Source organism: Rickettsia endosymbiont of Cantharis rufa (assembly GCF_964026445.1).
Taxonomy (GTDB): domain Bacteria; phylum Pseudomonadota; class Alphaproteobacteria; order Rickettsiales; family Rickettsiaceae; genus Rickettsia.
Map to the genome: position 1 here is coordinate 50,330 of NZ_OZ032150.1, position 12,215 is coordinate 62,544.

The window sequence follows — 12,215 nt, forward strand, 5'->3', positions numbered from 1 at the left end:
AAATTCGCGATATATACCTCTTGATTAAATAAAATTATATATTTTATATTTTTTATTGCTAGATGTTGACTTTCTTTGATTACCATATATTGTGATGCAACCATAATATATGGTAATCATGTGATATATAATTTTTATTATTTTAAAGCAGGAGTAACACTATGAATCATGCTAAACTTACAACTAAGGATATTCCTTTGTAAATGGATTAGAAGCGGTTACAAGATATGCAACCGCTCCTAAATTATTATTTAAAGATACATATAATTTGTTTCTAGTTTCAACCTAAAAAATATCTACAATATTACATGCTTTAAATATTCAGAAAGTCTATACAAAAGATGGCGATTTTGAGGCAGCATTGAAGTTTTTTCATATGAAACAAGATAATTCTCTAAAGATAAAAATAGATGTAACTCATAACATAGAGAGGCCAACATCAGAGGACAGTGAAAATTTTTTTCTCCCATATTAAATGTATTTAAAAACATGATGGAAACAAGTAATATTATAGATAAATATATTACAGCAACCCCTCATTTAATGAGTATAAGTTTTACCTTAAAAAAAATTTCAAGTCCCGACCATGTTATAAGCAAATTTGATGCAATAAGGGTGCCAGCACTTATGACTGCTGCTACCGCTATCGAAAAATCTTTAATAGATACAATTAAAGAAGATTACTCTACTATAATTCAATTTTTTAAGAATAGTAATAAGTCCTTAATTGGCGTTTATAATCTTTTCGGTAATAATAATGAAGATTTTGCATATTATCCGTTAGAGGAATATTATCAGGAGGATCAATTTGATGTTATAGGAGTGGAAGATAGTAACATCTATTAGGTCGCACCTCCATTTTACAGATGTGGATATTAAATGCTATACGTTCAATAAGAGTTCCGATGACTTTATCATGAATATCCAATGACTTGGAAAAACAAATTGTTTTACGTGTCAGTCTTTTGCATCTTGTTCTAAGATTTAAGTTACCCCGTTCTATCCGTTGAGTATATTTTTTACTAACAATGTGTTTTTTGGGATCTAATAACCTAGCATAACTTCCCTATCCATCTGTAAAGTAAAAAGTAACCTTAAAATCCTCCAGTTTTTTTCAGTAATGATTCTGATGTGCTATCACATCTTGTACCAAAAGTATAAGCAACTACTTTTAACAAAATCTTATCCAAAGAATATCAAAGCCATCTTTGTTTGGATTTATTCTGTACATAAGACCATTGTTCATCTATTTCAGGAGCAATAATTACTTCTATCGTATTGATAGAATGATTTATCTTTTTTAACGCTAGATTTTTTTAAAACACGGATAACCGTATTGATACCCACTTTTAATACTCTTACTGTATCCCTAACTCCAGAGCCATTGATTGACATATCTACTATCTGAGCCTTGACTCCAGGCTTAGAGGCATTATTAATATATTACAGTTAAAAATATCGATTACACTGCTTGCATTGATATCTCTGTTGTTTTGAAATTGAATATCCCGCCTTTACTACTTTTTCTGTGTCGTTACAATATCTACACTTAACATCTATTCTTGATCTACATTTAACATATATTCTTGCCATAACTCCTTAACTATAATTCTCTCTTATTACTGTTTGAGGATTATAGACTATTCATGCTAAGCTGCAATACGGGGGCACGGCTCATCTATTAATTTGAACTAGGCAAGATGAATTTAAAAGCCTATAAAAACTTTTAGTACTAGGTTCCGTGAAGATTTCTAATTAATTTGCTATTTTGAGGTGTTTTTTAGCGAAAATTATTTGTAGAAATCAAGATCTAATCCTACAGACACTATAAAAACTATATCTGAATGTCTGATAAGTTATGACTGTCAGATGAGTATTCAAGATATAAGATTTCGTTATTCTTTTCAACATCTAACTTTTTACTATCCATAAAAGTCTGCATAGGCGTTTTACCATAGCGATATTTACCGGAATGTGATCTTTCGTTATTGTAATGCTCTAACCAAATATTCGGTAAGAACAATACCATCCTGAGCCATTTTTACTTCTAATGCTTTAAGTCTTTTATTGATATTATTTAAATCATTACGTAGCCAAATTGATCTAACCCCCCAGGTGATACAAGAATACCAGTCTTTTTAAGCTCATTTGATACTCGCATCTGACCATAAGCTGGGTATTCTACCGCCATATCTAATACTGCTCTCTCTACCGCAGGATCAACTCTATTTGCTATAATTAGCTTCTTCCGGCTAATCTCATATAACGCCTCTTCTCCCCCAGTTTCATATAGCTCTTTGAACCTATAATAACTGTCCCTGCTGTATCCCATAGCTTTACACGCTGACGATATACTTCCAAGACTCCTAGCTAATCCTATTTTTGGCTTTATTATTTTTTGATTTAGATTCATTTCTAATCCTCTATTTAATACTTATCTTATTTTACTAAATGTAAGATTGAATCTCAGCTATTGCAAATTGATAAGATTTTTGAAAAGAATAATTATTCATATTTTAAAAAAATCTTATAATTTGTAGCAAAAAATAACCAAAATTAAATCTTTTTAGAAATCTTCACAGAACCTAAACCGGTACAAGCGAATTTGTAAATAATTCGCTTGTATCAAATTATATAAAATATGCTGGGTTTTTTTACACTCAATCTTTAACTATTATGATGAAAATCTATTATTTTTAGGGAAGCCCATAGGAGGTAATTTACCGGTACTACCTCTTTTCCCTAAAAATGCAATAATATTTTTTTCGAGCTTTGCTTTTCCATTGTTATTCCAGCCTAAACCGTCTTCTTTATTAAATATTTTAATATCTAGAAGTTTTGCATTCTTAAATTTTTGCAGCGTTACACCTTGCCCTTTTTTCATTTCAGGTATTTCATCTATATTAAATACCAGTAATTTACGGCTTTCACCCATGCAAGCAATACTATTCCCGTTTACAGGCAAACAAGCTATACATACATGACCATCCGGTACGTTCATAATTTGCTTTCCTGTCTTTGTTTGAGCTATTACTTCACTTGAATTAACTAAAAATCCCTTACCTATACTACTTGCAAGCAATAAAAGCTGTTCGGGCTTATAGACTAAAATATTTGTAATATCGTTATTGCCTATATCCACAAGTAGCTTTATAGATTCGCCGCTGCCTTTACCTTTAGAAATATTATCAGCAAGTAGAGTAAAAAATCTCCCTTCTGAACTAACTATTAATATCTTATCAGTCGTGTAAGCTTCTAAAATAAATTTTTCTGCGTCACCTTCTTTATATTTAATAATCGATAAATCGGTGTTATGACCTTTTAACGAACGTACCCACCCCATTTTTGAGCAGATAATTGTAATCGGATCCTTAGTAATAAACGCCGTTATATCAACTACTTGATTCGTAAGTGTTACTTCTTCAAAGCTCGTACGTCTTGCTCCTATTACCGTATTTAATCCGAATCTCGTTTGTACTGCTTTTATTTCCTTTTTTATTACTTCCCATAATCCTTTTGGATTATTTAAAATCTCTTCTAATATGGCTTGTTGTTTTTGTAAATTACCATATTCATTAATAATTTCCTGCTCTTCAAGTTTACGAAGTGAGCGGAGACGGGTATTTAATATTGCTTCTACCTGTATTTCGGTTAGTTTAAACCGCTTCATCATTATCGCTTTCGGCTCATCTTCTTCACGAATAATCTTAATGATCCCATCAAGATTTAGATAAGCTATTCTAAGACCTTCTAAAATTTCTAAACGATGTTTGATTTTGTTTAAAAGATAAGTTGACCTACGAGTAACAATATTTTGTCTATGAGCTAAAAACTCTTGTAAAACCTCTAAAATATTCATTACTCTCGGCACGTTATTACTGCCAATCACATTCATATTTAGCTGAATGCGACTTTCTAAATTCGTTAGCTTGAATAGAGATTCCATAACTATCTGCGGATTACAGCTACGATCCCTTGGCTCTATAATCAACCTAATAATATCGGTTGATTCATCCCTAATATTGCCAACAAGCGGGATTTTTTTATCCTTTAGCAATATTGCTACTTGTTCTATGAGTTTTGATTTTTGAACTTGATAAGGTATTTCGGTTACGACTATCTGATATGTACCATAACTTAGTTCCTCTTTTTCCCATCTGCTTCTTACTCTAAGACTACCGCGTCCCGTACTATAAGCACTGCTAATAACTTCGGCTTTATCAATAATTATACCGCCGGTTGGGAAATCGGGGCCTTTAATAAAATTCATTACATTGTTAATTTTAGCTTTCGGGTGGTCGATTAAATGCACCAAAGCATCACATAACTCATGTAAATTATGCGGCGGTATATTGGTTGCCATACCGACTGCTATTCCTTCCGAGCCATTAGCTAGTAAGTTTGGAAAACTTGCCGGCATTATTACCGGTTCTAAATCGGAATCATCATAAGTAGGACGAAAATCTACTGTATCTTTGTCGATATCCACCATCAATAACATACATATTTCCGTCATACGTGACTCAGTATAACGCATAGCCGCCGCATTATCACCGTCTATAGACCCGAAATTGCCCTGTCCATCAATTAAAGGATAGCGAAGCGAAAAGTACTGAGCAAGGCGTACCAAGGTATCATACACTGCCACATCGCCGTGCGGGTGATACTTACCTATTACGTCACCGACTACTCTTGCGCATTTCTTATAGCCGGAATTCGGCTCAAGCCTTAGCTGTAGCATTGCGTATAATAACCTACGATGTACAGGCTTAAGTCCGTCACGTACGTCAGGAAGCGAACGTGACATAATCGTTGACAACGCATAAGCAAGATAACGCTCTGATAACGCATTAGCAAAGTCAATATTTTCTATTTTAGCTTCCTTCATAAGTATTTAATTTTTTTATTATGACTCCTAGTATCATTTCTCTATTCTTGTCATCCCGTGAATAAATCACGGTATGACACTAAAGTGTTACTTCAACACACAACTTTGCTTATTATATGCCAGCTTTTTACAAACTGTTTTAGCTTGACTAAGACTACCATAATTACCGGCTAAGATTAAATAGAAAAATTTGCCGTCGTCATATTTAACTTTTTTGGTTGTGATAACAACATTTTTAAGAATTTTTGGGAACTTCTTTCTTATTCTTTCTCCTTCCTTTATTGCTTCTGCTTCAGATTTTACCGAACCTAGTTGTACTTTATAACTTTCATTATTTTTACAATTTTTAGCATTACTAACCCTATCCTTACTTCCTTTTTCAAGCTTTATTATATTTAAATCCGTTTCATTTTTGGCGTTATTACTCGACTCTATTAATGCAATAAGTTTAGATATCTCATCAAAAGATTCATCACTTTGACTCTGGTTACGAGAGTCTATATTCATAGGTTTCTCAGGGTCAGGAAGAAATTTTACGGTTTTAATATTTGTATCTTTAGCAATAAGATTTTCATATATCGTACTATGTACTGCTGCTATTTGGTTATTCTCTACTATAGACGGTTTTATTTTTGTAGGCAGCTCATCAGGATAAATAGTAATTACCGGCTTGCTATTCTGATAATATTGATAAGCAAAATAAATACCAGATATACATACCAAGGATACTAGACATATTTTAACAAAAATATTATTGATCATATATAAAAATTCAGGTAATTCTATGTCATTCCCGCGAAAGCAGGAATCCACCATAAAGCGAGATTTTAGATCTAAAAATTTGTTGTATTTATATCTTCTAATTAGTGGATTCCCACTTTCGCGGGAATGGCATAATCAGTATACAATTACATTCTATTCATTGGTTCTACACCTATCACTTCAAGGCCACTAGCTATAACTTTTTGTATAGCTTTAGCAAGAGCAAGACGAGCGGTAGTTAATTCTTTATTGTCTTCAATTACAAATCTGTAATCGCTATTTTCTTTACCGAAATTCCATATAGCATGAAATTTTGAAGCTAAGTTTATTAAATAAAATGCGATGCGATGCGGTTCAAAATATTTTGCAGATGCTTCTAATGTTTTTGTCCAGCTAGCCAAAAGTTTTATGATCTCAATTTCTTCTTCTGATGATAATAAAGATAAATCATACTTGCCGGCTTCAAAGTCATTATAAGATTCCGGCATTAATTCCACGGCTTTTGATAAAATTGATATTGCTCTAACATGTCCATATTGTACATAGAAGATAGGATTTTCTCTTGATTGTTCCTTCACTTTTACTAAATCAAAATCAAGCGGTTTATCATTTTGCCTTGTTAACATGATAAATCTTATGATATCTTTCCCCACCTCATGATTTACATCTTGTACACTAGCAAAACTCCCAAGACGCTTTGACATTTTAACCGATACACCGTTTTCAACAAAATTGACCAATTGACAAATTTTAACGTCTACTTTAACCTGCTCCTTACCCAAAGCTCTGACAATTGCCTCAATTCTTTTAACATATCCGCTATGATCGGCACCAAGTACGTAGATTAAATGATTAGCCCCTCTATCTATTTTATCCTTAGCATATGCAAGGTCGGAAGCAAAATACGACCAACTTCCATCAGCTTTTTCTATAGGACGATCTTGACTATCACCATAGTTGGTAGATTTAAACAATTTTTGAACTCTGTTATCCCATTCCTCGTGAACTTTACCTTTAGGAGCAGGTAACGTACCTTCATAAATTAGCCCCATACAGTCCAGTAATCTAACTGTTTTCTTTATTTCGCCTTTATCATGCAATGATTGTTCAGAGAAAAATATATCATGTTTAATACCTAAATCTGCCAAATCTTTTCTATTTAAATCAAGCATCTTTTCTACAGCAAAATTTTTGACTATTTTAAACCTTTCTGCTTCACCCATCGTTAATAATTTATTACCGTATTCTTTCGCTAAAATTTGTCCAACCGGAATTAAATATTCTCCCGGATATAAACCGACAGGGATAATAATTTTTTCGCCTAAAGCCTCTTTATAACGTAGTAATACCGTACTAACTAAATCATTTATTTGCGAGCCGGCATCATTAACATAATATTCTTTTGCAACAGTATAGCCTACCTTTTGCAAAATTCTTGCTAGCACATCGCCATATACCGCACCCCTAGCATGCCCTATATGCATTGGACCCGTGGGATTTGCCGAAACATACTCGATATTAATATTTTTATTCTTATCTATATCAATTTCAAAAAATTTTTCTTCGTGCTGTAGAATATTCTTAATTGCTATCTGCCAACTTTCGGCTTTTATAGTAAAATTAATAAAACCAGGTCCCGCTATTTCTATACTTGCAATATAAGGTAATGTTATAAGTATTTCTTTAAACTTTAAAGCCACTTCCCTAGGAGAAGTATTTTCTTTAGAAGCAATGATCATTGCAATATTACTTGATAAATCTCCGTTAAAATTATCTTTTGGAGTTTCAATAGTAGCATTCTTTGCTATTTCTTGATTGTTATATAATTGCTGACTTGCTGCAATTATATCTTGTTTTAATTGATTAAATATATTCATGACTAAGTTTTAAATATTGTTAAAATTCAGAGAATAGACCTCTTACAAACGCTCGCTAATACGGAGGAATTTGTAGGAGACACGGAACGCAGTACCGCGGCGTACACTCTAGTACGTGAGGATGTAAGTACCGGTTCGACGCACAAATTACCCTTAGAAGCAAGTTATGTAAGAAGTCGAGCAGAGCTGATTATATTCCTGAATGGCAAAACGGTCTGTCATACCTGCTATATAATCTGTTATAATTCTAGCTTTACTATATGTTTCATTAGAGTCTATTAGCATCTTCCAATTAATCGGCAATAAATTAATATCATCCATATAAACCTTAAACAAACCTTGTACAGTTTTAGTACATTTAAGACTGATTGCTGTAATTTTATTACTTCTATACACCCTCTCGTTCAAGAATTTTTTAATTTCTCTGATACGCTCATTAGTTTTTTCGGTAAAATCCACTACCTGATAATTCAAGTTACGTATCTCGTCTATGTCAGTAATTTTTTCTTTATTTAAATTTTCTTTTGTTTGCCATAATAAATCGGTAATCAATTCATGCATAAGCTTACGTACTACCTCATAAATCAGACATGAAGAGCTAATATTCTTAAACTTTGACTTGAGTTCAAAAACATGTTGATCAATATATTTAAGCTCAGCAAGACTATTAAAATCGATAATTTTAGCACCAATACTATCTTCCAAATCATGCGAAATATAACTAATATCATCAGCAAGTGCTGCTATTTGAGCCTCTGCTGATGCATAAGTATCAAGTTCTAAATCATTTTGCTTATTATACTCTGCTATATATTCATTTATCTCGCCTAATATAGGCCCGTTATGTTTTACGATTCCTTCTAAAACTTCCCATGTTAAATTGACTCCGTTATAAGCCACATATCTTTTTTCAAGTAATGTTAGTATCTTTAAAGATTGAGCATTATGGGAAAAGCCGTTATATTCTTTCATACATTCATTTAAAGCTCTCTCGCCTGCATGACCGAAAGGCGTATGCCCAAGATCGTGAGCAAGTGCTATTGTTTCAGCTAAATCACTAGATAAATTTAAAGTATTGGCAACCGAACGTGCAACAGTTGAAACCTCTAAGGAGTGGGTTAATCTATTTCTATAATGATCTCCCTCGTGATTAATAAAAACCTGAGTTTTATATTGCAAACGCCTAAACGCATTAGTATGAATGATGCGATCACGATCACGTTCAAATTCATTCCTATAGGAGGTCGGAATTTCCCTGTATAATCTACCTCTGCTTTTCAGCGGATCGGAAGCATATGAAGCTAGCATCATTATCCTTTATTTTGAAAGGCGTTGAGGTGTGGTTCTAACTTTTCGTCATTGCGAGGAAATTGCATAGCAATTGACGAAGCAATCTCAGGAGTTTGTTATTATTTCATAAGATTGCCACGCAGCCTACGGCTGCTCGCAATGACGGTTTGGTAGCTACACCACAACACCGACTTGAAAAAATATTCATTATACTATATAATTTACAAGACTTTTACAAGGTAATTTTAAGTGACGATAACAATTACGGATAGAGCTTTTCAGCGAACACGTGAGTTAATAGAGCTAGAAAAGGATAAGAATTTAGTACTGCGAGTTTCGGTTGATAGCGGTGGCTGCTCAGGTCTAATGTATAATTATGAATTAGTCCCAAAAGATAGTATAGAAAAAGATGACCACGTTGTTACTAAATATAATGCTACAATTATTATCGACCCTATTTCTCAAAAATTTATGCTGGATTGTACTCTAGATTTTATTGAAGAACTCGGCAGTTCATATTTCAACGTGAGTAATCCACAAGCTAAAGCAAAATGCGGCTGCGGTAATTCTTTCTCGGTATAGATTATGGATATTGCGAGTGAGAATTGTTGCGCGGATCAATTGTAATAGCTGAGATTCAATCTTACATTTAGTAAAATAAGATAAGTATTAAATAGAGGATTAGAGATGAATCTAAATCAAAAAATAATAAAGCCAAAAATAGGATTACTGGGATTAGCTAGGAGTCTTGGAAGTATATCGTCAGCGTGTAAAGCTATGGGATACAGCAGGGACAGTTATTATAGGTTCAAAGAGCTATATGAAACTGGGGGAGAAGAGGCGTTATATGAGATTAGCCGGAAGAAGCCAATTATAGCAAATAGAGTTGATCCTGCGGTAGAGAGAGTAGTATTAGATATGGCGGTAGAATACCCAGCTTATGGTCAGATGCGAGTATCAAATGAGCTTAAAAAGACTGGTATTCTTGTATCACCTGGGGGGTTAGATCAATTTGGCTACGTAATGATTTAAATAATATCAATAAAAGACTTAAAGCATTAGAAGTAAAAATGGCTCAGGATGGTATTGTTCTTACCGAAGCTCAGTTACAAGTATTAGAGAAACGGCGTAGCGAGAAAAAAGGGCTTTGTTAAATAAATAAGATTTTGAATAGACTGTCCCTATCCCCAAAATACTAGCCTAGCACACAGGGATAGAAATAGGTTTACCTGTAGAAATCAAGATCTAATCCTACAGACACTATAAAAACTATATCTGAATGTCTGATAAGTTATGACTGTCAGATGAGTATTCAAGATATAAGATTTCGTTATTCTTTTCAACATCTAACTTTTTACTATCCATAAAAGCCTGCATAGGCGTTTTACCATAGCGATATTTACCGGAATGTGATCTTTCGTTATTGTAATGCTCTAACCAAATATCAAGATCTAGTTGTAGATCATCAAGATCAGTATAAATCTTTTTACGCATAGCTGTATCAAAGAATTCTTGTTTCATAGTTTTATTAAAGCGTTCACACATACCATTTGTTTGAGGAGAATATGCTTTAGTAGTAGTATACTCAATACCCTCAATGCTTAAGAACAATTCAAAAGCATGATACTCTATATTGCCCTTATATTTACCACCTCTATCAGTTAGAATACGAAGTACTGGTATTTGCTGACTCTCATACCACGGCAGTACTCTATCATTAAGCATGTCAGTAGCGGTAAGAGCTGTTTTATCAGTATATAATTTAGCATCTGTAACCCTAGTATAGCTATCAATAAATACCTGAGAATATACCTTGTCTATACCTTTAAAATTACCTACATAATATGTGTCTTGGCATCCTAGATAATCTGGATGCTGTGTATCTATTTCTCCATGAGCTTCTTTCTCGCTACGCCGTTTCTCTAATACTTGTAACTGAGCTTCGGTAAGAACAATACCATCCTGAGCCATTTTTACTTCTAATGCTTTAAGTCTTTTATTGATATTATTTAAATCATTACGTAGCCAAATTGATCTAACCCCCCAGGTGATACAAGAATACCAGTCTTTTTAAGCTCATTTGATACTCGCATCTGACCATAAGCTGGGTATTCTACCGCCATATCTAATACTGCTCTCTCTACCGCAGGATCAACTCTATTTGCTATAATTGGCTTCTTCCGGCTAATCTCATATAACGCCTCTTCTCCTCCAGTTTCATATAGCTCTTTGAACATATAATAACTGTCCCTGCTGTATCCCATAGCTTTACACGCTGACGATATACTTCCAAGACTCCTAGCTAATCCCAGTAATCCTATTTTTGGCTTTATTATTTTTTGATTTAGATTCATTTCTAATCCTCTATTTAATACTTATCTTATTTTACTAAATGTAAGATTGAATCTCAGCTATTACAAATAGATCACGTTCTTGTGTTACTCTATCTAGTTCTTCTTCAATCTCCTTAATTCATCATACAGATGTTCTTCATATCTCATTACTTCCTTGAGTTTTGAATGTTTATTAACCCAATTATATAGACTATACTTCGTAATTCCTAGTTCTCTAGCTGCTTGAGCAAAAGGTTGCTTAGACTCAATAGCTAATCTAATCTCTGATTCTTTAAATTCAGCTGGATATATCTTTGGCTCTATATCCGGCATTTTTATCCCTACTGTTAATATCGTCTATTATTAACTTTCTGGAAAACTATAGCTGCATCATCTTTACCCCAACTCACATTACCAATAAAATTATTATTTTGGATTTTAGCGACTATTTTCTCTAACTGCGGAAACGTTAAAAATAGCTTGCTAAAATCTAGATGAACAAATGAAGGGACATTCTGTTCTAGACACGCTATAATTGTTTGATAGTCACTTGCATTAACCGAATTTTTTAAAGAAAACACATTTGCTTTCATAAGTATATACTACAAGTAAATGAAGAGTAGTATACGAAGACCAACTTGGAAAAGAGTAATCGGTCTGTAAACCGAGGACCGCAGCGTATAATAATACGTGAGGACCGGAGGACTTACAAAGACGACGCAGCCAATTTTTCAAATTGATCGAGCATACTTCATAAAATTTTATTGGTTGTATAACATCAATCGAACTATGATTTTGTGTTTTCAACCACATTTTTATGAGATATGATAAATTAATAAGTTACTACTCTCAATTATTATTTTTATTCTGAATTTAAAATTAGATTATTTGAGATTATGAGTTTATAGGAAAATATAGAATGGTGACCCCTACGGGACTCGAACCCGTGTTCCCACCGTGAAAGGGTGGTGTCCTAACCGCTAGACGAAGGGGCCTTAATTTTAAAATAGGCAAGTAGATGTATTAAAATCGTGTCATACCGTGGTTATGACCACGGCACGACAG

General features: G+C 33.5%; 9 protein-coding genes, 1 tRNA gene and 4 pseudogenes. 3 read left to right on the plus strand and 11 right to left on the minus strand.

The features are described 5' to 3' along the window. Positions 1-489: 489 nt before the first annotated feature. Complete coding sequence (locus AAGD46_RS00305) at positions 490-846, plus strand: hypothetical protein (RefSeq protein ID WP_341787322.1); 357 nt, start codon at positions 490-492, stop codon at positions 844-846. Between the two features lie 40 nt (positions 847-886). Here AAGD46_RS00305 and AAGD46_RS00310 read toward each other — a convergent pair. The 7 genes and pseudogenes from AAGD46_RS00310 to AAGD46_RS00340 form a co-directional block, all read right to left on the minus strand. Further along, positions 887-1,593, minus strand: a pseudogene (locus AAGD46_RS00310) (IS1 family transposase); the annotation flags it as partial. 241 nt (positions 1,594-1,834) lie between these two features. Next, positions 1,835-2,023, minus strand: coding sequence for a hypothetical protein (locus AAGD46_RS08405; protein ID WP_410525932.1), 189 nt, complete (start codon positions 2,021-2,023; stop codon positions 1,835-1,837). Continuing rightward, positions 1,989-2,413, minus strand: a pseudogene (locus AAGD46_RS00315) (helix-turn-helix domain-containing protein); the annotation flags it as partial. The gene AAGD46_RS08405 and the pseudogene AAGD46_RS00315, both read right to left, overlap by 35 nt. Positions 2,414-2,674: 261 nt before the next feature. Beyond that, entirely contained in the window at positions 2,675-4,888 is a 2,214-nt protein-coding gene (gene parC / locus AAGD46_RS00320; RefSeq protein WP_341787324.1) for a DNA topoisomerase IV subunit A, read from the minus strand. Between the two features lie 87 nt (positions 4,889-4,975). Beyond that, entirely contained in the window at positions 4,976-5,650 is a 675-nt protein-coding gene (locus AAGD46_RS00325) for an SPOR domain-containing protein (RefSeq protein WP_341787958.1), read from the minus strand. Positions 5,651-5,796: 146 nt separating this feature from the next. Then, complete coding sequence (argS, locus tag AAGD46_RS00330) at positions 5,797-7,527, minus strand: arginine--tRNA ligase (protein ID WP_341787325.1); 1,731 nt, start codon at positions 7,525-7,527, stop codon at positions 5,797-5,799. Positions 7,528-7,680: 153 nt separating this feature from the next. Next, positions 7,681-8,835, minus strand: coding sequence for a deoxyguanosinetriphosphate triphosphohydrolase (locus tag AAGD46_RS00340; RefSeq protein ID WP_341787959.1), 1,155 nt, complete (start codon positions 8,833-8,835; stop codon positions 7,681-7,683). A gap of 231 nt (positions 8,836-9,066) precedes the next feature. Between AAGD46_RS00340 and AAGD46_RS00345 the strand changes: the two genes are divergently transcribed. Further along, positions 9,067-9,399 (plus strand): iron-sulfur cluster assembly accessory protein, encoded by a 333-nt coding sequence (locus AAGD46_RS00345; protein WP_341787326.1) that lies wholly within the window; start codon positions 9,067-9,069, stop codon positions 9,397-9,399. Between the two features lie 105 nt (positions 9,400-9,504). Continuing rightward, positions 9,505-9,959: pseudogene (locus tag AAGD46_RS00350) on the plus strand (helix-turn-helix domain-containing protein); the annotation flags it as partial. Positions 9,960-10,086: 127 nt separating this feature from the next. On the opposite strand, the pseudogene AAGD46_RS00355 reads toward AAGD46_RS00350, so the two are convergent. The 4 genes and pseudogenes from AAGD46_RS00355 to AAGD46_RS00375 all read right to left on the minus strand — a co-directional run bounded on the left by AAGD46_RS00355 (position 10,087) and on the right by AAGD46_RS00375 (position 12,145). Beyond that, positions 10,087-11,171, minus strand: a pseudogene (locus tag AAGD46_RS00355) (IS481 family transposase). A 93-nt stretch (positions 11,172-11,264) separates the two neighbouring features. Next, positions 11,265-11,483: a transposase gene (locus AAGD46_RS00360; protein ID WP_341787327.1), complete on the minus strand. Its 219-nt coding sequence runs from the start codon at positions 11,481-11,483 to the stop codon at positions 11,265-11,267. A gap of 14 nt (positions 11,484-11,497) precedes the next feature. Then, a complete protein-coding gene (locus AAGD46_RS00365; protein WP_341787328.1) occupies positions 11,498-11,743 on the minus strand; it encodes a hypothetical protein in 246 nt (81 codons plus the stop codon). Positions 11,744-12,070: 327 nt separating this feature from the next. Beyond that, positions 12,071-12,145: transfer RNA gene (locus AAGD46_RS00375), tRNA-Glu, on the minus strand. Between the last annotated feature and the right edge of the window lie 70 nt (positions 12,146-12,215).